General features: G+C 40.7%; 16 protein-coding genes. 4 read left to right on the top strand and 12 right to left on the bottom strand.

Going from position 1 to position 22,134, the window contains the following annotated elements; genetic code table 11:
* Positions 1–32 precede the first annotated feature (32 nt).
* Together IEY03_RS06755 and IEY03_RS06750 are read left to right on the top strand one after the other, a co-directional pair.
* The gene (locus IEY03_RS06755; protein WP_188840590.1) at positions 33–3,734 is read left to right on the top strand and encodes a two-component regulator propeller domain-containing protein; all 3,702 of its coding nucleotides are present in this window, start codon (positions 33–35) and stop codon (positions 3,732–3,734) included.
* A 70-nt stretch (positions 3,735–3,804) separates the two neighbouring features.
* Positions 3,805–4,170 carry a PilZ domain-containing protein gene (locus IEY03_RS06750; RefSeq protein ID WP_188840589.1) on the top strand — a complete coding sequence of 122 codons (366 nt, stop codon included), beginning with the start codon at positions 3,805–3,807 and terminating at the stop codon, positions 4,168–4,170.
* Positions 4,171–4,189: 19 nt separating this feature from the next.
* Here IEY03_RS06750 and radA read toward each other — a convergent pair whose 3' ends face one another.
* Positions 4,190–5,554, bottom strand: a complete 1,365-nt coding sequence (gene radA, locus IEY03_RS06745) for a DNA repair protein RadA (protein ID WP_188840588.1) — start codon at positions 5,552–5,554, stop codon at positions 4,190–4,192.
* Between the two features lie 218 nt (positions 5,555–5,772).
* On the opposite strand from radA, the gene IEY03_RS06740 reads away from it, so the two are divergent.
* Positions 5,773–8,163, top strand: a complete 2,391-nt coding sequence (locus IEY03_RS06740; protein WP_188840587.1) for a PilZ domain-containing protein — start codon at positions 5,773–5,775, stop codon at positions 8,161–8,163.
* Between the two features lie 141 nt (positions 8,164–8,304).
* Here the strand turns inward: IEY03_RS06740 and IEY03_RS06735 are convergent, their stop codons facing one another.
* Positions 8,305–9,216 (bottom strand): alpha/beta fold hydrolase, encoded by a 912-nt coding sequence (locus IEY03_RS06735; protein ID WP_229778221.1) that lies wholly within the window; start codon positions 9,214–9,216, stop codon positions 8,305–8,307.
* A gap of 394 nt (positions 9,217–9,610) precedes the next feature.
* The gene (serB, locus tag IEY03_RS06730; RefSeq protein WP_188840586.1) at positions 9,611–10,648 is read right to left on the bottom strand and encodes a phosphoserine phosphatase SerB; all 1,038 of its coding nucleotides are present in this window, start codon (positions 10,646–10,648) and stop codon (positions 9,611–9,613) included.
* A 139-nt stretch (positions 10,649–10,787) separates the two neighbouring features.
* Here serB and IEY03_RS06725 point away from each other — a divergent pair, with 139 nt between their 5' ends.
* Entirely contained in the window at positions 10,788–11,447 is a 660-nt protein-coding gene (locus IEY03_RS06725; protein WP_188840585.1) for an AhpA/YtjB family protein, read from the top strand.
* Positions 11,448–11,500: 53 nt separating this feature from the next.
* On the opposite strand, the gene deoD is transcribed toward IEY03_RS06725, so the two are convergent.
* From deoD to nlpI, 9 genes are all read right to left on the bottom strand, one after another.
* The gene (gene deoD / locus IEY03_RS06720; RefSeq protein ID WP_188840584.1) at positions 11,501–12,211 is read right to left on the bottom strand and encodes a purine-nucleoside phosphorylase; all 711 of its coding nucleotides are present in this window, start codon (positions 12,209–12,211) and stop codon (positions 11,501–11,503) included.
* Positions 12,212–12,313: 102 nt separating this feature from the next.
* The gene (locus tag IEY03_RS06715) at positions 12,314–13,531 is read right to left on the bottom strand and encodes a phosphopentomutase (protein ID WP_188840583.1); all 1,218 of its coding nucleotides are present in this window, start codon (positions 13,529–13,531) and stop codon (positions 12,314–12,316) included.
* Between the two features lie 9 nt (positions 13,532–13,540).
* On the bottom strand, positions 13,541–14,872 hold the full coding sequence (deoA, locus tag IEY03_RS06710; RefSeq protein ID WP_188840582.1) for a thymidine phosphorylase: 1,332 nt from the start codon (positions 14,870–14,872) through the stop codon (positions 13,541–13,543).
* Between the two features lie 118 nt (positions 14,873–14,990).
* A complete protein-coding gene (deoC, locus tag IEY03_RS06705) occupies positions 14,991–15,764 on the bottom strand; it encodes a deoxyribose-phosphate aldolase (protein ID WP_188840581.1) in 774 nt (257 codons plus the stop codon).
* Positions 15,765–16,089: 325 nt separating this feature from the next.
* The gene (locus tag IEY03_RS06700) at positions 16,090–16,899 is read right to left on the bottom strand and encodes an outer membrane protein OmpK (protein ID WP_188840580.1); all 810 of its coding nucleotides are present in this window, start codon (positions 16,897–16,899) and stop codon (positions 16,090–16,092) included.
* A 353-nt stretch (positions 16,900–17,252) separates the two neighbouring features.
* A complete protein-coding gene (locus IEY03_RS06695) occupies positions 17,253–18,527 on the bottom strand; it encodes a NupC/NupG family nucleoside CNT transporter (RefSeq protein WP_188840579.1) in 1,275 nt (424 codons plus the stop codon).
* A gap of 183 nt (positions 18,528–18,710) precedes the next feature.
* Positions 18,711–19,487, bottom strand: coding sequence for a TatD family hydrolase (locus tag IEY03_RS06690; RefSeq protein ID WP_229778220.1), 777 nt, complete (start codon positions 19,485–19,487; stop codon positions 18,711–18,713).
* Between the two features lie 78 nt (positions 19,488–19,565).
* The gene (prfC, locus tag IEY03_RS06685) at positions 19,566–21,149 is read right to left on the bottom strand and encodes a peptide chain release factor 3 (RefSeq protein WP_188840578.1); all 1,584 of its coding nucleotides are present in this window, start codon (positions 21,147–21,149) and stop codon (positions 19,566–19,568) included.
* Positions 21,150–21,226: 77 nt separating this feature from the next.
* Positions 21,227–22,126: a lipoprotein NlpI gene (gene nlpI / locus IEY03_RS06680; protein ID WP_188840577.1), complete on the bottom strand. Its 900-nt coding sequence runs from the start codon at positions 22,124–22,126 to the stop codon at positions 21,227–21,229.
* Positions 22,127–22,134: the final 8 nt, after the last annotated feature.

Here is a 22,134-nt window from a genome sequence, read left to right as displayed (position 1 = left end):
ATTAAAATAGCACAAGTGTAAGGATCATTTGCGTGAAAAAAGCCCGTTTACCTTTCTATTATGAATGCTTAATTTTCTTACTTTTCTTTGTCACTACAGCCGCTGAAGCTATGGTGAAATTTGACACGATTGAAGCTGAACACGGCTTATCGATGAATACGGTTAACGATGTGATTACCGACCAAAATGGCTACTTGTGGGTCGCCACACAAGCGGGCCTAAATCGATATAATGGCCAAGATATCAAAGTCTATCTTAAAGAGGATGGCAATGGCCCATCTGGAAATCATATAAGCCATTTATATTATAGTAAAAAAGGTGAATTATGGTTGGCAACCATTAATGATGGCCTTAATAAATTTGAACAAAAAAACAAGCAATTTGAATATTACAATTCACCTGAGCTCGGTTTACCAACCCGTGGCATCAATGACTTAAATGAAGACAGTCAAGGCAATCTTTGGCTTGCCTCCAATGACGGCATTTATGTTTTCTCAACAACGCAAAACAGGCTTATTGAACACATCAAAGCGGGCAACAAAGGCTTGCTGGATGGTAACATTTCGGGGTTATTTCTCGATAAATACGCCAGACTTTGGCTATACCATGAACAAGGGTTACAACTGTATTTACCAGAAGAGCAGCGGTTTAATTCTTTTAAGCACCCTCTTTTGGCCGACAGGAAAATACTCAGCATAGCGAATGGGAATAACAATAGTATTTGGCTAGCTACCGACGAAGGACAATTACTGCATCTTGATTTATCTGAAAAGTTAGTCGCCCCTATTATTACCCCTCACCAAGCCTTTTTTGCTGACAACTTACAGCACAATGATATTAGTGATTTATTATTGGATATCGACGGTACGCTTTGGATTGGCTTTAAACAAGCCGGTCTCGCATCTTATTCACCATTAACTCACCAATTTGAACATTTCTCTCACTCACCTAATAACGAGCATAGTGTCAGCAGTCAGCTAATCAACCGCCTTTGGATAGATGAAGAGCGTCAATTGTGGATCGGTACACGCGGAGCTGGGCTGAGTAAAGCCAATCTAAATAGCCAAGCATTCAATACCATCAACCAGCATTCATTTATTACCAATAACCTAACCGATACCGATATACGTAACATATACCGAGACAAGCAAGACACACTTTGGATTGGTACCGCACAGGGATTATTCATTGCCACTGAAGATGCGAACCGAAACATCACTGGAGTTTCACTTTTTAATCATCCACAATTTGAAACTAAAAGCTTTATCAGTTTTATTAAGCAAGACAATAAACAGCAACTGTGGATTGGTACCCGTGGGAATGGCTTATATATATTGCAATTGAATACGCAACATATAACCCAATATTTAGCAGACAAAAATAATCCGCAGGCGATATCAAGTAATGTCCTTTACAGCCTGTTTTTTGATGATCACCAGCAAGCTTGGATTGCCACAAAAGATGCAGGCATCAGTTTATTCTTATCAGAGCAACTAGGCTTCAAATCTTGGACACATGAACCAGGAAACCCTAATAGCCTTCCAAGTGAAGAAATCAGTAATGTTCTCACTGCCGCAAAAGGTGGTTATTGGATTTTAACCTATGGTTCTGGGTTGATTCACATGTCAGTTGAGGGTAAGTTTACCCAATTTTCACCCAACACGATATCCCACTTCCCCAGCAAACATTTATTCAATGCATATTGGATTGATGAGCAGTTATGGATTTCCTCGAGTGATGGCGTATTTTCATTTAACCCTCAAACCCACACAGTTAAACTTTTCGATAAACAACATGGCCTTATTGATAATATTGCCTACCTCATGGAAAAAGATCATTTAAATCAACTTTGGGTCGGAACCTCTGAAGGACTCAGTGTGATTAATACTGGAGACAATAGTATACGTAATTACACTAAGGCAGATGGATTACAGGACAACGAATTTAACTTCAATGCTGGCTTTGTTGATGATGACAACCGAATTTATCTAGGGGGTATTAATGGATTCAATATGATTTACCCCTTTGATCTGCCTGTGATACAAGCGCCTAGAACACCAATAATCGATGAATTTTATCTATTAAATAAATTACAAAGAATACAAGATGATAGTCGATTTAATCAGCCATTTGACATCAGTTATGCAAACTCAATTCAACTAAACTATCAAGACGCATTGTTCTCTTTTCGTTTTCACAGTAATAACTTACATCAAGCACAACAAATGAGTTATGAATACCGAATGCAAGGCTTACATCAACAATGGTTTGATGACTTAAGTAGTCATGTAGCACATTTTTCAGGACTATCACCAGGAAACTACCAATTTCAAGTAAGAGCTAAAAATCATAATAATCAGTATAGTCCTACAAGATCGTTAGATATTTCCATTACTCCTGCGCCATGGCAAACCTGGTGGGCTTATCTAATCTATGTACTATTTTTTATCACTATTATTGGCATATTTAGTTGGCTACAAACCCGAAAATATCGCATTAAAGTCTCCATGATGGAGCAAATATCTAAAAGTGAGCAACGCTTACAATTGGCACTATGGGGTAGTGGCGATGAATTCTGGGACTGGGACATTCGCAATAAAAGCTCCCACAGAAGTAATACATTTTTACAGTATCCTCAACCAGAAATAGATTTAATGGATACACTTGAGCGATGTGTTCACCCTGAAGATTTATCCAGCGTGATAAATACCATAAGCCCTTGCTTCAAAGAACCCATTAACAAATTTGAACTGACTTATCGCGCCAAAACCTCTGATAACAAATGGGTTTGGGTACTCAATAGAGGTCAAGTTATTGACCGAGATAGTCAAGGGCGCGCCAACCGCATTACTGGCACCATAAAAAATATTCAATCGTTAAAAGAAACAGAACAAGCACTAACACAACTAAATAGTGAGCTTGAAGACAGAGTAAAGACTCGCACAGAAGAACTAAAACTGACTCAAAATGAACTTATTGATAAAGAAAAAATGGCCACCTTAGGCGGGCTGGTTGCCAGCATCACCCATGAAGTGAATACGCCGATAGGAATTAGTGTCACGGCGACGTCACATTTGGCCGATAGGGTAGTTGAATTTAATGAAAGCTACCAAGCAGGAGAAGTCTCACACGAAGATTTTGAATTATATCAAACTGAAGTTGCTGATTGCACTAAGCTCGTTTTATCAAACCTTAACAGAGCCGCGAAATTAATAAAAAGCTTTAAAGAGGTGTCAGTTGATCAATCTAACGAAGATGTCAGAGACTTTAATTTAAAACAGTATTTAGATGAAATATTTATCGCCCTTAATCCGCTGCTTTCACGGACCAAACACCATTATCGATATGACTGCCCTGATGATATATTCCTTCATAGCCAGCCAGGAGTTCTTTACCAAATCATTAGCAATTTATTTAATAACTCGATTATTCATGCTTATCCTGATGGCAATGTTGGAGAGCTCATTTTAACCGTAACCCGTGAAGATAAAGGCATCAAGATTATTTATTCAGACGACGGCTGCGGTATGTCTCCTGAGATAAAAGCACAAATATTCACCCCATTTTTCACCACAAAGCGCGGTAAGGGTGGCAGTGGATTGGGAATGAACATCCTCTATAATTTAGTGACCCAAGTACTTAAAGGCCGCGTCAGTTTGACGACAGAGCCAAACCAAGGAGCTCAATTTTGTATCGAGCTCCCTGAAGAATTAATTATCCAACAAGCAAAATGAATACTGTTTTATCAGCAAAGGTATCGTATGCTAATAGATAGTAATGCGTTAAATTATTAAGGACTGACCGATGGACGAAAGACGTAAGTTTTCTCGAATTTTATTTGATGCTAATGCTTATCTCGCTCAAAGCGATTCGACTTGGCGTACCACCATTCTTGATTTAAGCCTTAATGGCGCCCTGGTACAAATACCAGAAAATTTTACCGGCACCTTAAACAGCCAAGTAATATTGGAATTTGTGTTACCGGATTCAGATGTGGAATTAGTGATGCATACTGAAGTTGTTCATAAAACCACTGAGCATTTAGGCCTACGTTGTATACATATTGATGTTGAAAGTATCAGCCACTTACGTCGAATTATTGAACTTAACCTTGGTGATGCTGAATTGCTTAATCGCGAACTGGAAATGCTTATTCAGCCAGAAGAATAAGCACCTTTAAAGACGCACTTTACAGTGCGTTTAATGCCTCAGATAATTTACTGACGCCAACGACTTCCATCCCTAGCGGCGGTTTTTTAGGCGCATTGGCCTTGGGCACAATGGCACGTTTAAAGCCATGTTTCGCAGCCTCAATTAATCGCTCTTGACCATTAGGCACGGGTCTAATTTCACCAGACAGTCCCACCTCACCAAAAACAACTAAGTCGCTAGGAAGTACTTCACCACGAAAACTCGATACCATAGCCAGTAACAAGGTTAAGTCTGCACTGGTTTCAGTTACCTTAACGCCACCGACCACGTTGACAAATACATCCTGATCAGACATCAACAATCCACCATGACGGTGCATGACGGCCAATAACATGGCCAAACGGTTCGCATCCATACCTACAGCAACTCTTCGTGGATTAGACATAGCAGAACTATCAACCAGTACCTGCAACTCCACCAGTAATGGACGCGTGCCTTCCCACACCACCATAACTAAAGAACCCGATGCCGCTTCATCGCCTCGGGATAAAAAGATGGCTGAAGGGTTAGCGACTTCTTTTAATCCTCGCTCGGTCATAGCAAAAACGCCTAACTCATTAATCGCACCAAAACGATTTTTATGAGAACGAAGTGTCCGATAACGACTGTCGCTATCCCCTTCAAACATCACCGAGCAATCGATACAGTGCTCTAACACTTTAGGGCCTGCCAAACTGCCATCTTTAGTGACATGACCAACCATAATCACAGCGATACCATGCTGCTTTGCAAAGCGAGTCAGATAAGATGCCGACTCTCGCACCTGCGATACACTGCCAGGCGAAGACTGGATGTCACTCATGTGCATGACTTGAATAGAATCAACTACAATTACTTTTGGCTTCTCTTGTAAAGCCACATCACAAATTGCTTCTACGCTTGTCTCTGACAACATACGTAAATTTTGTGTCGGCAATCCTAATCGATGCGCGCGCATGGCCACTTGCTGTAAAGACTCTTCACCGGTGACATACAGGGCAGGCATAATCTGAGCAAGTTGACATAAGGTCTGTAATAATAAAGTACTTTTACCTGCACCAGGATGTCCGCCAATCAAAATCGCGCTACCAGGAACAATCCCGCCACCTAACACCCTATCGAGTTCACCAAATGTACTGGCAATACGTGGTAATTCATTCAAGTCAATTTGATCAAGAGTTTGAACTTGCTTATTCGTCTCACCTGCGTAACCACTAAATTGATGAGTACGAGTCGCACTACTCGCCCCCAAGCGCACCTCGGTAATGGTGTTCCATTCTTGACAAGCATTACACTGCCCCTGCCAACGAGGGAAGTCTTGACCACATTCGTTACATACATATGCTGTTTTATTCTTTGCCATAATGCTCATCAGTAAATATGATTGAAAAATTAATAGGTAAACGTTATTCAAACCACTGTAAACAAACGCCCACACCATAATTATTTGTTAAACTTTATCATTAGTTGGAATTCAGTATAGAATCAGATCCAGACCAAACAATTGATAAAGCAATATCTTTTCATGCCGATAAGATTAACAGCCAGACTCACTAGATGCATTAAAAACGACAATAGAAGATGAGCCTAGACAATCACAGCGTGCTAATAGAACAACTCAAACCTCTGTTAATGGAACCTGACTTTCAGGAACTGTTCGACAGTTTCACGGCTGATGAGTCGAATTCTACCCGTTTCTTACTTAAGATGGAGCTAAATCGTATCTCAGCGCCATGTACTCGCATTATTGATTTACGCGATAAAACGGAGCTGCCATGCGAAGAAGTTGTGATTGGTAAACAAAGACATTTTTTAGATGCTCCGTCAAAAGAAGCCCTTGAACAGGCCTTACCGATTTATCGTAATAAATATACCTTAGGTGTTTATGAAAATGTGATTAAAAACCACAAAATACGTAAACAGCAAAGGCAAGACTCCCCAACTCAAGATAGCGCCATTCAAATTTCCCCTTTCATTGTACCTGGCGTGGTTTTAGGCAGTTATTTTAATCGTAGTGAAGAACGAATGAACTACAGTATTAAAGTATCAGCTTCGCAGCCTGGTAGCGCTGAGGTTTTAGGGGCATCTCTGGATTTATCCGTAGGTGGTGCAAGAATAAAATTACCTGTAAAACACAGTTTTCAAGCTGAAATTCCATTACGAGTAAAGTTACTTGATTTGAATGAAGAGTTTTATTTTGAAGACCTGCAACAAGGCGTTGATTACCAAATAGTCGATATTCAAAACAAAGAAGACAGTGCGGTATTTAGATTAAAACGACTTGGCGTAGGCGAAGAGCTCGATAAGGTTATTACCCAGTTAATACAAGGATACAAGTTTCGCTATAAAGTGGATGTCAACGATGTGATTGTTAACGCCACAGGATTAGGCTTCGAACGTCATTATTTGCCCTTGCAGCCACACTTACCTTTGTATATCTCGATTAAAGAAGGTAAACCCAATATTACCCATGCGTTGCTTGGTCGCGGAAATCATCCTTTGTTGCATTTCTTTCAAGATGAAAGAGATGTTAGCCAACTCCCAGGCATGCTGACAAATAATCGTTTAGTACATCTGATCAAATCCCCCGATATACCTGAGCATCAAATTATTTTTTGTTTTACCCATATTGCCAACGGTAAAGTGCACTTCTATTCAGCCAGCCAATTTGAGTTAATTCAAAATGGGCACTTAGGGCTTTTTTTAGGATTTGGTGCCAAGAAAACAAGCTGGCGTGTATATAAACTAATCAGCCAACGAATCGATCATAAACAAAATTATAAAACCTCAACCTTACCTGGTGATGATGCACGCTACGGTGCATTAACAGAGCAACAATTAGCGAGTTTCAGTCACGTTATTCAAGTCTGTGATTTAAGCAACAGCGAGGTTACTTCACAGTATCAAACATGGTTTAAAAACCAAGATGTTAATCAATTAAAAGTATTTGCCCAACGCAAAATAAACGCCAACAGCATCAAGAGAATCTCAATGCCGTTTACTGAGCGTCGCCACGAATCACGCTATGCTTTCAAAACGTTAGTCACAATTAAACAGGGGAATAAAATTGCCTCTGGCACCACTCACGATATTTCAAGTCGTGGATTGCAAATAACCCTAGATGAACCGATGGATTTTTCCGCCCCTGCATCAGTCAGTATTAGTTTTCCTCGCTTACAAGCTAAAGCAGGTAAAACAAATTTAAGTGGCTTGTCTTATCAACTAATCCGCATTCGTTCAAACAGCAAAGTGCTCCACTTAAGCGCTTTAATTGGCCATGAGCCTCACATGGGGGTTGAGTTTTTAAACAAACTTATTAGTCATAATCAAGACAAACTTGCCAAATTGTCAGACAAAGACGGAGAGCAAAAAGAACTTGCTGATGGGATGAAAAACCTCATGATGCGCGAGATTGTTAGCGTGCCCTACTTTATCGAAAAACACAGTAAATCATTTAGTATCTCAGCTATTGGTATTGGCACTAAAGTCGATGAGATCAGCCATTTATTTTCACAAGATACCGATCAAATTATGCAATATAACCTCGCACCAATAATGGATAATGGCGTATTCAAAGATTCTATTCTTGAACCTATTAAAGCCATGAAAACGGTTAGCGAGTTGCAGTTTTTTGAAGTTTGGGTGCAAATCACTCGACACGCTCGTGGTACGATTAATCTTAATAGTAAAATCGCGTCAGAATTAAGCGCTGATGAACAACTCGCCTTTATTGAACAAGGCCAACGCTTAGGACGTTTTATGGCATTAAGGGTGTATTTTGGTATGGCCGACAAACCCGACATGACCTATATCAGACGAGAATTAGCCTACATTCAAATTCATGCCAGCCATAAAGCCAAGCAGCTTGAGGAGCAACTATGGAAAGTGATAGGTTTAGGCGAGTTTTTAGATATCACTCAAGAAGTCACATTACGCTTTCCACAGTTGGTTACATTAAAACAGCTAAGTTAATGCCCTTAGAATAGATAAACATTATTGATTCTAGTTACCCGAACACACCTATTGTTAAGACACGGCATAGTTTAAATGCCTAAGCCAAACTCAATGTGATTAGAACCTCTTATTTAAATAAGGTGTTACTGCTTTGGTTTGCTAGTCGGCCTGTGCCAGATACCAGTTTTTCACTTTTATAAAATGATCATCGCATGCTTGCTTATGAGTCAACATGTCTGCATGACCATAATCGTACAAATAACCCTGTTCTTTAGCCAGTAAAGTATATTCAGCCTGCTGAAAACCGCATTCAGCCATCATATCTTGCACATCGGAAGGGTTACCCAAAACCGTGTCATTTTTAGCGGCAATAAACCATGTCATTGGCCAAGTTGTTTCTTGAGCTGCTTTGGCATAATTAAAATGGTCATCATGGTCAATCCACTCACCTCTTACCCAGTCGATTGACTGAGTAAGAGATTGATGGCTTTCATTATCCATACCAAACCGATAACGATAAGCATCAAAAAAGCCCTGTTTAGTGGCAACCAATGGCGCGAGTCGATTCCAAAACACATCAACCATTAACCACTTACGCAGTGATTTAATTTTGATCGTGCGTTTGGTACCAAAAGTTAAAAATGATGCCACGCTAACTTGTAAATCTGTAAAGCGGATTAAACTACTTGCCATCAGTACGCCGCCCCAAGAATGGGCACACCAGTGCACTTTGGATGCGTTAGGCTGACGCTGCAAAATAAAAGACTGCACTAAAGGTAGCTGCTCCCTTATCACTTCACCCTGACCTAAGTCATAATGCTTATCGATCAATGGCGTACTTTTGCCCCTTCCTGCTGTGTCTAATACATAAACATCAAAACCTTGCTCAGCCAGAAAACATCCTAAACCACGACCCGAATCGCTATAAAAAACCCGTCCATTCGACATAGCACCGTGTAGCATTAAAATGGGAGTAACGTGTTTATTTGCTCCTTTGGCAGGAATAAAACGTACATGTAATTGCCCTTGTCTATAAGGGATGTATAAAGATTCTTGGGTCGTTGATTTCAAAGTGGCAACTATTATTACTTAAAGGATTAATCTAAAACTTAATCATAACTAGCAGTAATATCAACTAAAATAGAGTAAACATCCTAAATAAAATTTCAATTGAGTACGGCAAAATCTGCATTAGTTCAAACCTGAGCAAAGCATGACTGCAAGAAACATGAACTCACTCTAGCAACCTTGCTCACACTAAACCAACTATTGCTTATGGCAAGCATGTACAGTTTCAGAGCCACTGCAGCGTTAAAAACCAGAACACATGAACACATGAACACATGAACACATGAACACAAAGGTATTGTTTACCCCAAAATAATTTGGAGTAAACAGGATAGACTTGAGACCAATAGCGACTATTTATGCCTGAGTTATTTTCGAAAACAACCAGCCTGAGATTTTACCCTTGCAAGCAAAAGACTAACGCACGCAGATCTAGCTGACTAACCGCTAAATTTGCCGCCGCGATTAATTTCGGCTTAGCATGAAATGCAATGCCTAAATCAGCGGCTTGGATCATCGGGATATCATTTGCACCATCTCCGATAGCTACCACTTGCCCCGCGTCTATTTGCCACTTTTGAGCACACTTGCCGATGACATTCGCTTTGTAATTCGCATCAACAACCTCACCTGTCACCTGTCCCGTCAGTTTGCCCTCTTCAATGACTAACTCATTAGCAAAAGCCGCATCTAGCTTCAACTGATGCATAAGGTGATTAACGAATGGCGTAAAGCCACCAGAAGCCACTACCACTCGCCATTGATTTGTTTGTAGTTCTTCCAAAGAAGCGGTTAAACCTGGCATCAAAGGCAAGGTTTTACACAGGGTATCAATAATAGCCGCATCAGCATCAGCTAACTTGCTAACACGTAGTCGCAAGCTTTGTTCAAAATCTAATTCGCCACGCATCGCACTGGCTGTTACGGCTGAGACTTCTTCGCCGACACCAGCCAAAACCGCTAACTCATCAATACATTCAATTTGAATTGCAGTTGAATCCATATCCATCACCAACAAGCCCTTTTGATAAAGCAATGGTAATGGTTCAGTAATGACTAATAACTCTGCGGCTAATCCTTCTTGAGTGAGCGTTTGCTCGAATAGTGCAATCAGTTCATCAAGCGGCTTTTGTGTCGCAATTTCAATCCCAATTAAGTCATTGCTCCGCGCAAGTACTGAAAAACTCGCATTAACCAATAATGACGCTAACCAGATATCGATGTGTTGTTGAACAGATTGCTCAAACACCACTCGAATGCGTTCACAAAACAATGGCGCTATCTGATTATGATAGTCTGACTCGTTATAACGCTGGCATAATAAGCCATTATGCTGATAATCGTTTTTCGAGGATGACAACAACCACGTTAGAATAGTATCTCCATTCTTATTGACTGCACTTGCCGATGGTGATGCTGTACTAGGATTGAGCATGGGTCGAACCTCTTTGATTACAACTATCTACTGATGAGTTTTTAGATTAATATAATTTCCACACCACAAACCATTGAAAAATGGCAGTCAGGCGCTGTTGCAAGCGTTTCATTAAATAGAAAAATGACTAAGGATTAAAGTGATTTTTGTTAAAGGTCTAAAGAAAAGACAAAAAATTAGCAGGATCATTCAAGTCATTCTTGCCATAGGTTTAGTATTTGGACTAATCAACCTGTGGCAAAATAGCTTGAAAAACGGTCAAAAACTGCTGAGTTCACAAACGCAGTTGATGGCGAGAACCCTTGCCCAACAGGCGGCAAACGGTGCCGCTCCAGCGATGTTTTTGCAAAATGATGAACAACTGCAATGGCTAGCTTCAACTTTGGTTGCAGACCCTAAAGTCATGTCGGTTAATATTTATAATGCTCAAGGGGTAAGACTCGCTTTCGCTCAATCGGTAACAACTGATGACTTAGGACCTGATTCAGAAGCATTACGTCAATTACTGGCAAGTTATCCGCCATTAATTGAAAATGTGATGCAGCAAGAGAACAATTTGGGTTATGTTGAAGTACGTTTAGATCTGAGTATCTTTTTTGATGAAATCAAATATTTACATCAAAAAAATATGGAGTTATTAAAGTGGATGTTAGTGACAGCTTGCTTTATCGGCTTTCTGCTGTCACGTGCATTATCATTCAAACGAGCAGACTTTGAACGTCGTAAAACACGGATTAAACAGTTTAAGAAGCATTTTGCAGCGCAAGAAGCCACTGACCAGAATGAAACCCAAAAATAACATACAAAAATGGGCGCTATTAGCGCCCATTTTTTATTAAAGCTTTTACCACATTAAAGTGTTAATGCTGCATCTAAAGTCATAACGATCATATCGTTAAAGGTGGTTTGACGCTCATCAGAAGTGGTTTTTTCACCAGTACGGATATGGTCAGACACAGTGACAACACATAATGCTTTCGCACCTAATTCATGCGCAACACCATATAAACCAGCAGCTTCCATTTCGACGCCTAACACGCCCATTCTTTCCATAACATCAAACATTTCTGGATCTGGCGTGTAGAACAAGTCTGCAGAGAAAACGTTGCCCACTTGAATTTTGGTACCATGTGCTTTCGCTGAATCAACAACAGCACTTAATAGGCTATAATCGGCAATTGCAGCAAAGTCTTGGTTTTTAAAGCGTAAACGGTTAGCTTGAGAGTCAGTACATGCCCCCATACCGATAATCACGTCACGTACTTTTACATCAGTACTAATTGCGCCACATGTACCAACACGGATTAAGTTTTTAACGCCGTATTCTTTAATTAACTCGTGGGCATAGATAGAACAAGATGGAATACCCATTCCTGAACCCATAACAGAAATACGCTTACCTTTATATGTACCAGTAAAACCAAGCATGTTACGTACGTCAGTAACTTGCTCAACATTTTCTAAAAATGTTTCTGCAATATACTTAGCACGTAATGGATCTCCTGGAAAAAGAACTGTTTCAGCAAACGCGCCTTCTACGGCATTAATATGTGGTGTAGCCATGTTGTAACCCCTATGTTTCTATTTTATTTGATACCGCTTAATAATGTTGATAGTTTAACAAACGTATTAAACTTTATATAGAACCGTCGTTCGAAAATGTGACTAGTTTATAAAAGATTCACCATATTCCATCGGTTCTAACTTAAAATAGCTTGCAATTGACTGTCCCATGTCAGCAAATGACTTACGACGGCCTAATGAACCTGCCTTTAATCCTGCGCCATAAGCTAAAACAGGCACGTGTTCGCGAGTATGCTCAGTGCCTTTCCAGGTTGGATCACAACCGTGATCTGCGGTCAGCAAAAGAAAGTCATCTTCAGATAAAATAGCTAACAACTCAGGTAAACGTGAGTCGAAATATTCAAGCGCCTTAGCATAACCTGCGATATCGCGGCGATGCCCATAGTGAGAGTCAAAATCAACAAAGTTAGTAAATACAATCGTATTGTCACCGGCACGTTTAACCTGCTCTAAGGTAGCATCAAACAGTTGCTCAAGACCTGTCGCTTTATATTGTTGGGTAATCCCGCAATTAGCATAAATATCAGCAATTTTACCGATACTTACTACTTCACCACCGGCCTCTTTTAACTTGTCTAGTACTGTTGGCGCAGGCGGTTGAACCGCATAATCATGACGATTACCTGTGCGAGCAAAATCAGCAGGGCCAGTACCTATAAATGGACGCGCAATAACGCGACCAATGTTATACGGCTCAAGTTCTTCACGGGCTATTTCACACAGGCGATATAAATTCTCTAACCCGAAAGTTTCTTCATGACAGGCAATTTGGAACACTGAATCAGCAGAGGTATAGAAAATAGGCTTACCAGAACTCATGTGCTCTAAGCCTATTTCTTCCAAAATTGTCGTCCCAGATGCATGACAATTGCCTAAAAACCCATCCAAACCAGCACGGGCTAGAATTTTATCTGTTAGCTCTTTTGGAAATGAGTTCTTCAAATCACTGAAATATCCCCATTCATAAAGCACAGGAACACCTGCCATTTCCCAGTGACCACTTGGCGTGTCTTTACCAGAACTTAATTCTTCGGCATGACCGTAAGCCCCAATAACATCAACATTGTCAGCAAAACCTGCTGCAAACTGACCGGTAGATTCAAAGCCCGCATGGCCTAAACCTAAACGGGCTAAGTTAGGCAATTTTAATGGTCCCTGGCGACCCACATCAGCCAAGCCTTCTGCACAGGCTTTCGCTATATGTCCAAACGTGTCTGAACCTACATCGCCAAACTTGTCTGCATCAGCCGCAGCACCAAGACCAAATGAATCTAACATTAATATGATTGAACGTTTCATACCTAACTCCTATAAATCTTCAGCACGAATATAGCGGTATATTTCAGGTGTTTTTTCAGGTTGCGTATCACCAATATGGATAGCGCCTCTAACCGCTGCTGCCGCTTCTTCAAATGCTTGCTCAGATTGAGCATGGATCATGGCAAGTGGCTTATCTGCACTAATTGCATCGCCTAGAGCACACACTTGTGTCAACCCTACGCTGTAATCTAATGCGTCACCTGGTTTGCGGCGACCGCCGCCCAAAGTAACCACTGCCAAACCTAATTCTCGCGTATCCATACTGTGCGCAAAGCCGACTTGGCTTGCGTAGACTGGACGAATAATTTGTGCATGCGGTAAATACTTGTCGTATGCTTCAACAAAATCGCTTGGCCCACCAAGGCCACTAACCATTCTACCGAAGATCTCAGCGGCTTTACCGTTATCTAATACAGCATTTAGTTTAGTACGAGCTTCAGCATCATTTTGTGCAATACCGCCTAAAATAAGCATTTCTGAACATAAGCCCATCGTAACTTCATACAATCTAGGATTGCGATATTGACCCGTTAAGAAGTTGATTGCTTCACGCACTTCAACCGCGTTACCAGCACAAGATGCCAGTACTTGGTTCATGTCAGTTAATAAGGCTGTAGTTTTAGTCCCAGCGCCATTAGCAACAGCTGTAATACTTCTAGCAAGCTCTTCAGATGCTTCATAGGTTGGCATGAATGCACCACTGCCGACTTTGACATCCATTGCTAAAGCATCTAAGCCTGCTGCAAGCTTTTTAGACAAAATTGACGCTGTGATTAATGAAATTGACTCAACCGTTGCTGTGTTGTCGCGAATTGAATAAAAACGTTTATCGGCAGGAACTAAATCACCAGTTTGACCAATAATAGCCACACCAGCTTCTTTTACAACTTTACGGAATAATTCACTAGAGGGCTCAGTTTGATAACCCGGAATGGCGTCAAACTTATCTAAAGTGCCACCAGTGTGACCTAAACCACGGCCTGAGATCATTGGGACATAACCGCCACATGCCGCAGCCATAGGGCCAAGCATCAAGCTAATTACATCGCCTACACCACCAGTACTGTGCTTATCAATAATCGGACCGTTTAAAGACAAACCACGCCAATCAAGGACAGTGCCAGAATCACGCATTGCAGATGTCAGTGCAATTCGCTCGTCCATGTTCATATCATTGAAATACACCGCCATACCGAGGGCCGCTATTTGGCCTTCTGAGACAGTGTTATGAGTGATGCCGTTTACAAAGAATTGAATTTCTGCAGTAGAGAGTGCTTCACCATTACGCTTTTTACGGATAATTTCTTGTGCGAGGAACATAATATAACCTCCATCTAGGCAATCCATTGTGAACTAGAGTGGGATCGCCGAAAATATCTGTAGCGATGAGGCTTATTGTCTAAAAGAAAATAAACCTCAGCTACAACATTAATTAGAATTAGTAGCCTTGATTAGGCTTAGGCGCTTCAGCTAATTCTAATGTATGTAATAAACTGTTTAGCAAGCTAGAGGCACCAAAACGGAATGTGTCTGGAGTAATCCATTCTTCACCTAAAATACTCGCTGCTACCGCTAAAAATTCAGCCGTTTTGGCAGCATCTTTAACGCCGCCAGCCGGTTTAAAACCAACTTTACGATTCTTTTCACTGATCACTGTTAACATGATCTCGGCTGCTTCTAGTGTGGCATTAACCGGCACTTTACCAGTCGATGTTTTAATGAAATCAGCACCTGCATCAATAGATAGTTCAGAAGCCTTACGAATTAATGCTGGATCTTTTAGTTCACCAGATTCAATGATCACTTTTAGAATGGCTTCATCGCCACAGGCTTCTTTACAGGCTTTAACAAGTTCAAAACCCACTGTTTCGTCACCAGCCATTAATGCACGATATGGAAAAACAACATCAACTTCATCGGCACCATAAGCCACCGCTGCACGCGTTTCTAATACGGCAATTGCAATATCGTCATTACCGTGTGGGAAGTTAGTCACTGTCGCGATTTTGATGTCTTCACAATCAAGATCATTCAAGGTTTTGCGTGCAATAGGAATAAAACGAGGATAAATACAAATCGCGGCGGTATTACCTGCAGGCGTTTTGGCTTTGTGGCATAGATCGATGACTTTTTGATCGGTATCATCGTCATTCAAAGTGGTTAAGTCCATTAGAGAAATACCCATTTGTGCCGCTTTTTTTAAATCAGTCATTTTTGCTCTCCGTAAATAAAATCAGTAGATAATTTTTGTCAGGGCAACAAAGTGAAGTGGCATATGATTATAGTTATGGCCGAGTCTTCATATATTGCCAGTAAATAGAAATGATTTACTAACCTAAGTATTCAATCTGATAACGAGTACCACGACTTGAATCCTTGAAGACCGGAAAAGGCAAAATAAATAATTATTCTAACAATTTCCGCGAAAAATCCATTTTAGCGCGTTTTACTTATGCTTAACAAAAGACATTGAAACTTAGAGAATGCCCTTTAGTAAGAATAAAGTGGAGCCATGCAAGCATGGCTCCAAAGCACAATTAGAAGTTGTACTTAGCAGTGAAAATAACACCATCGTGATATGCTGCTGTACCTAATTTTTGGTCAGCATAACGGTATTGTACGCCTGCAGTAAACTCTTTAGTTGCATTCCACCATAGTGAAACTGCACCATTATGTCCTACAGAATCTAAAGTATATTGAGTACCATTGCTACGGAACTGATCTTCACGAGCAAACTCAGTTTCATGCCATTGAGTAACCATGAAATCCTGACCGCCTAACTTGAAGTTGTAACCAAGTACCCAACCAGCCATGTAACCGTTAAAACCTGAACCTGAGAAAGTTTGGTTTTCATAATGTAAACCTAAGAAAGGCTTAATCCAAAAACCAGAATCAGTAAAGATGTCATAGCTAACACCCGTTACAAGGTTTTGGTCAAAGAAACCTTCACCAGCAACAGTTAAGCTGTAGATATGGTTATAGAAGTTCCAGTTAGATTCACCGATATTTACCGCAACAGAACCTTTTGCAGCGACACGGAACGAGTCTGTTACTGGGCTACCACTGAAATCACGGTCTGAAGTATTGATGTTTTGTGGATTTTCTAAATCGATAAAACCGTATACATCACCCCAAGAATAACCAGCACCACCTTCAACTTCTAAATAAACGAAATCTTCTTTAGCGCCGCCATAGCCGCCGTTAGAGCGTTCTTCTGCTTTATCGGTCCAATCTAGGTAGTTTACAGAAACACTAGCAAAACCATAAAATTGTTCAGCTTGTACTGTACCAGTTGTCATTGCAGCTACTGCTGCAGCAATTAAAGTTAAAGTTTTAACGTTTTTCATCATCAACCCCATTTATCATTGTTTGGCTATCTTCAAGGACAGCTTTGTCTTTAAGCACACGTATTTTACCGCTATTGTTGTAAATCACAATATTAAACCAGCAAAAAAACGAATACTAAATTCTATTCTGTGAACAATGTCGCGACTTTATTGCAACATGTCAACAACACAACTAGTGTCACTCTAAATGTAATAATTGAAAGTACTTGAAACTCAATACTTTAATTCAATCATCACGATTTTGTACTTTGGAAACTGGTGGATTAACGCCAATCATTATGACAACGTAATCTCAAATATCGGGCTTTACGGCTTAGCGCCTGTAAAGCCCGCTTCCTATGAATATCTAGCAATTACATCGCTAAGAATAAACCAGCAAGTGTCGCACTCATTAAGTTAGCTAATGATGCAGCGATAACCGCACGCACGCCTAACTTAGCCAAATCATGACGACGGCTAGGAGCCATTGCACCTAGACCACCTAACAGAATTGCAATTGAAGATAAGTTAGCAAAACCACACAGTGCAAAAGAGATAATCGCTTGAGTACGATCAGTCATAGCTTGACCTGTAGCTTCAACTAGCATGCCACCATCAGCAACGTCTTTCAGGTAAGGAGCAAAGTTTAAGTAAGCAACAAATTCGTTAACGACAATCTTTTGACCGATGAAAGAGCCTGCAACCATAGCTTCGCTCCACGGTACACCGATTAAGAAAGCTAAAGGCATAAAGATGTAACCAAGAATTAACTCTAGTGATAGACCTTCAAAACCAAACCAGCCACCAATACCACCTAGCATGCCGTTAACCATTGCAATCAAACCAACGAAAGCAAGTAACATAGCACCAACGTTTAACGCTAAGTGCATACCAGACGCCGCACCTGATGCAGCAGCATCAATCACGTTTGCAGGCTTATCAGTATCTTCTGGTAAGTCTGTCATGTCGTTGTTGGTGTGTTCAGTTTCTGGGTGCATTAGCTTAGCCATCATTAAGCCACCTGGTGCAGCCATAAATGATGCAGCAACCAAATACTCAATTTTAACGCCCATTCCTGCATAACCCGCTAATACCGCACCAGCGATTGAAGCTAAGCCACCAACCATGATTGCGAATAACTCAGAGTTAGTCATTGTAGGAATGAAAGGACGAACAACTAAAGGCGCTTCAGTTTGGCCTACGAAGATGTTTGCAGTTGCAGACATAGACTCTGTACGGCTAGTACCAAGTGCTTTTTGTAATCCACCACCGATGAACTTAATTACCACCTGCATGATGCCTAGGTAGTAAAGAACCGCGATTAATGAAGAGAAGAAAATGATTACTGGTAATACGCGAACCGCGAATACGAAGCCAACGCCATTACCAAACATTGCGTCAGTACCTAAACCACCAAATAGGAAGTTGATACCCGCTTGAGAATAACCAATTACATCAGCAACAGCAGTTGAAACACCGCCTAATACTTGTTGACCAATTGGAACATACAATACGAAACCAGCAAAGAACGCTTGAATTGCTAAAGCGCCACCTACGGTACGTACGTTAATAGCTTTTTTATTTGTCGATAGTAAGAAACCTATCGCAAGTAGGGTGACCACCCCTACTAAACTCATAATTATATCCATTAAACATCACCCTTATTTAATTGTTAACAGTTCTTATTAATGTTGTTAACTCACCTTATTTCCGAAACAGATTATAACCGAGCATTTGAGGAAAAGCGTCGTTTTGATCAAACTTTTAGAGTTTAGTTTCAGATATTTACGCTAGATAACTTTGCAAAATAGGCTTCGTTTTAAAAAAAATTATTAAAGCTCATATAGTTGCAAAGTGTTTTTATTAACCTGTTCTAATATAGGAACAGTTGATTTTTTACGCAAAAAAGCAATTTTTTCTATAATTGAAGGTAAAATAATCGGTGTATTGCGTTTTTCGGTTGAATTTAATGGTGCCATGCTGGGTGAATCAGTCTCGATCACGAAGGTTTCCAATGGGAGTTCAGTAACGACTTGGTGAAGTTTTTTTGCAGAAGAGTTAAGTATCAAACCACCGATACCCAGTTTAAATCCTAAAAATTGATACTGCTTTGCCACCTCCACACTGCCATAAAATCCATGTATGACCCCGCCCTGGGTTAACTTTGTTTTGGCTAATAAAGCAATTAATTCAGAATGGCATTTTACCGCATGGATTATTACTGGCAGTTGATATTTTTTTGCCAAGATCAACTGTTGGTAACATAAATCAATTTGTGCTGAAAAATTTGGACGCAGTTTATCCAAACCACACTCACCAATAGCTACAAACAAAGGGTTGGTCAGATTATTAATAATTTGTTGTTCTAGTTTGACCATGGCTTGCATAAGATCTTGAGGTATGAACCAAGGATGGATCCCCAATCCGAAAAAACATTGATATTGATTGGCAATGTCTAACTGACGTGACCATCGGTCAGGACTTACCCCGGGTATTAATACCTTATCAATCCCTTGAGCTTTCATTTTAAGGAATAATGCTTGGCGATCCTGATCAAACTCTTCAAAGTCTAAGTGCGCATGGGAGTCGAAAAAGGTTTGCTTCATCATAATTTACTCAAAAAGAGGGTATAAAAAAGGCAGTCTTCACTGCCTTTAAAAGTTTAAGTAAGCCTAGCTCAAAAAGTATTAATTTTCGCGTGTTGTAGCAAACTCAACATCAGGGTAACGCTCTTTTGAGAGGTTAAGGTTAACCATTGTCGGTGCAATATAAGTTAAATTATTGCCACCATCTAGCGCTAAGTTAGGGCTACACTTACGGCGGAACTCTTCTAGCTTACGCTCATCCTTACAATATACCCAACGAGCCGTTGACACGCTGATACCTTCATAAATAGCTTCAACGTTGTATTCACTCTTTAAACGACCAACAACCACTTCAAACTGCAGCACACCAACGGCACCGACAATTAGGTCGTTAGAATCTAACGGCCTAAATACCTGTACAGCACCTTCTTCAGCAAGCTGAACCAAACCTTTGAGTAATTGCTTTTGCTTCAATGGATCTTTTAAGCGAATACGGCGGAACATTTCAGGGGCGAAGTTAGGAATACCGGTAAATTTAAGCGATTCACCTTGGGTAAAAGTGTCACCAATTTGAATGGTACCGTGGTTGTGCAAGCCAATGATATCTCCAGGATAAGCTTCTTCAACCTGCTCGCGATCACCCGCCACAAAGGTCAAGGCATCTGAAATACGCACATCTTTGCCAATGCGCACATGATGCATTTTCATGCCTTTTTCATACTTGCCAGATACCACACGCATAAATGCAACACGGTCACGGTGCTTCGGATCCATGTTTGCCTGAATTTTAAAGATAAACCCAGAAAAATTAGGATCTTTAGCAGTAATTTCACGCACATCGGTATTTCGAGCTTGTGGCTTTGGCGCCCACTCAACAAGACCATCTAGCATATGGTCAACACCAAAGTTACCTAATGCCGTACCGAAATACACAGGCGATAACTCACCTTTTAAAAAGGCATTTAGGTCGAATTCATGGGAAGCCCCTACAACCAACTCAAGCTCTTCACGCAATTGCTCAGCTAACTCGCTACCAATGGCTTTATCTAGCTCTGGGTTATCGATCCCTTTAACTAAACGCACTTCTTGGATCGTGTGACCTTGGCCACTTTGGTATAAAATCGCTTCTTGGCGGTGGATATGGTAAACACCTTTAAATGATTTACCGCAACCAATTGGCCAAGTAATAGGCGCACAAGCAATTTGCAGTTCATTTTCGACTTCATCCATGACATCCATAGGATCACGAATATCGCGATCACATTTATTCATGAAAGTAATAATGGGGGTATCACGCAAACGTGTCACTTCCATTAATTTACGTGTCCGGTCTTCTACACCTTTTGCGGCATCTATGACCATTAGACATGAGTCAACCGCTGTAAGCGTTCTATAGGTATCTTCAGAGAAGTCTTCGTGACCTGGTGTATCAAGTAGATTGACAAGGCATTCACGGTAAGGGAATTGCATCACAGATGTAGTAATAGAAATACCACGATCTTTTTCCATTTCCATCCAGTCAGATTTAGCGTGCTGCTTAGAGCCACGACCTTTAACCGTACCCGCGACTTGAATTGCTTGACCGAATAACAATACTTTTTCAGTAATTGTTGTCTTACCCGCATCCGGGTGGGAAATGATGGCGAAGGTTCGACGTTTATCGACCTCAACATTTATGCCTGACATGGTAACCTTTGCACTTGATGCTAAAAAAGGCGCAAATTATAGCGCCTATCGGTTAACTTGGCTAGGCAAACTGCCGTTTAGGATTTTTGAGATTGTTCGAGGATCTGTTTAACTTTTGCAAGCTCAATACGTGCATACCTGTGCTCAACAAAATCGTAAATATTTGTCGCTAAAGTTAAACGGTAATAATTAGCTGCATCTTGATACTGACCCAGTTCTTCAGCACGTTTACCTAAGTAAAAATAAGCTTCACATAAGCGCTCAGCGTATTCTTTAGGATCACGCAATTCCACTTTTGCAGCTGAAAAAACCTGCTGTTTAGATAATTTTCCAAGATAATAATCGACCAAAACACTCGGCCAAGAGTTATCTGCAAGTTGGGTGCGTTGACTACTTAATGCCGTTAAAGCGGAATCGCTATTCATTTGTGATGACATCAAATAAAGCCATAACGCACGGTAACCATCTGATGGGTCACGATCATAAAAGTCTTGCATATCTTGAACAGCTAATTCATAACGCTCACCGTAGTATAAAGCGATACCACGATTTAAAAATGCGTAATCATATTCTGGCGCGAGCTCTAATACCCCATCGAATGCTTCATAGGCACTTTCAAATTCACCCTCTTGAGTGTAATAAATCCCAAGGAAATTATAAGCATCGGCAAGATTAGGCTGCAACTTCAGCGCTTGATGAAAGTCAATTCGACCTAATAAACGTAAACCAACGCTATCGTAAATAACGCCTCGATCATAATGGAATCGCGCTCGCTGCTCATCAGTCAGTTCCATTGTTGCCAAAATCTCATTTAATTTGGCCAAGGTCACTTCAAGTTTATAATCAGGCATCACCGGGGCAACAACCATTTGCCCTGAAGCAGCATCATTTGAACCCGATGTCGCTGCACAGCCTGAAAGCAACAAGCTAGCACCTGCCATAATGGCTACAAACGTGGTGCGTAATTTAAATTCCATCCACTTTA

The sequence above is a fragment of the Shewanella aestuarii genome, from assembly GCF_014647215.1.
GTDB lineage: Bacteria > Pseudomonadota > Gammaproteobacteria > Enterobacterales > Shewanellaceae > Shewanella > Shewanella aestuarii.
This window is presented reverse-complemented; position numbering and strand designations above follow the sequence as displayed.

Excerpts from the sequence above, each read along its gene's own strand:
- IEY03_RS06715 (WP_188840583.1), bottom strand. The coding sequence starts at position 13,531 with ATGAAACGTTCAATCATATTAATGTTAGATTCATTTGGTCTTGGTGCT.
- IEY03_RS06750 (WP_188840589.1), top strand. The coding sequence starts at position 3,805 with ATGGACGAAAGACGTAAGTTTTCTCGAATTTTATTTGATGCTAATGCT.
- IEY03_RS06695 (WP_188840579.1), bottom strand. The coding sequence starts at position 18,527 with ATGGATATAATTATGAGTTTAGTAGGGGTGGTCACCCTACTTGCGATA.
- serB (WP_188840586.1), bottom strand. The coding sequence starts at position 10,648 with ATGCTCAATCCTAGTACAGCATCACCATCGGCAAGTGCAGTCAATAAG.
- radA (WP_188840588.1), bottom strand. The coding sequence starts at position 5,554 with ATGGCAAAGAATAAAACAGCATATGTATGTAACGAATGTGGTCAAGAC.
- prfC (WP_188840578.1), bottom strand. The coding sequence starts at position 21,149 with ATGTCAGGCATAAATGTTGAGGTCGATAAACGTCGAACCTTCGCCATC.
- IEY03_RS06690 (WP_229778220.1), bottom strand. The coding sequence starts at position 19,487 with ATGATGAAGCAAACCTTTTTCGACTCCCATGCGCACTTAGACTTTGAA.
- deoC (WP_188840581.1), bottom strand. The coding sequence starts at position 15,764 with ATGACTGATTTAAAAAAAGCGGCACAAATGGGTATTTCTCTAATGGAC.
- deoA (WP_188840582.1), bottom strand. The coding sequence starts at position 14,872 with ATGTTCCTCGCACAAGAAATTATCCGTAAAAAGCGTAATGGTGAAGCA.
- deoD (WP_188840584.1), bottom strand. The coding sequence starts at position 12,211 with ATGGCTACACCACATATTAATGCCGTAGAAGGCGCGTTTGCTGAAACA.
- IEY03_RS06740 (WP_188840587.1), top strand. The coding sequence starts at position 5,773 with ATGAGCCTAGACAATCACAGCGTGCTAATAGAACAACTCAAACCTCTG.
- IEY03_RS06700 (WP_188840580.1), bottom strand. The coding sequence starts at position 16,899 with ATGAAAAACGTTAAAACTTTAACTTTAATTGCTGCAGCAGTAGCTGCA.
- nlpI (WP_188840577.1), bottom strand. The coding sequence starts at position 22,126 with ATGGAATTTAAATTACGCACCACGTTTGTAGCCATTATGGCAGGTGCT.